At 76.4% G+C, this 535-nt stretch carries 1 protein-coding gene; it reads left to right on the top strand.

The window, feature by feature from the left end; all coding sequences use genetic code 11:
- Positions 1-535: AMP-binding enzyme (locus VM95_RS37970; protein WP_045706170.1), on the top strand; the 535-nt coding region annotated here is incomplete at both ends.

Here is a 535-nt window from a genome sequence, read left to right as displayed (position 1 = left end):
CTGGGGTGCGGACGGCCAGCTCCGGTACGCCGGCCGGGCGGACCACCAGGTCCAGCTGCGCGGCTTCCGGATCGAGCTGGGCGAGGTCGAGGCGGCCCTGGCCGGGCAGCCCGGCGTCGGCCAGGCCGCCGTCCTGGTCCGCGAGGACCAGCCCGGCGCCCGCCAGCTCGTCGCCTACGTCGTCCCCCGGGACGACGCCGGGCTCGACCCGGCCGGACTGCGCGCCGGCGTCGGCGAGGCGCTGCCCGACTACATGGTCCCGGCCGCCGTCGTGGTGATCGACACCCTGCCGATGACCCCGAACGGCAAGCTGGACCGCAAGGCGCTGCCCGCCCCGGACTTCCACCCCGCCGGCACCGGCGGCGACGCCCGCGACGGGCGCGAGGAGGTGCTCTGCGGCCTGTTCGCCGAGCTCCTCGGCCTGGCGGCGGTGGGTGTCCACGACAGCTTCTTCGACCTCGGCGGCGACAGCATCGTCTCCATCCAGCTGGTCAGCCGCGCCCGCAAGGCCGGTCTGGTGATCACCCCGCGCCAG

The sequence above is a fragment of the Streptomyces rubellomurinus genome (genome assembly GCF_000961885.1).
Taxonomy (GTDB): Bacteria; Actinomycetota; Actinomycetes; order Streptomycetales; family Streptomycetaceae; genus Kitasatospora; species Kitasatospora rubellomurina.
Note: the sequence above shows the minus strand (reverse complement) of the source record. Positions and strands in the feature narration are given on the sequence as shown.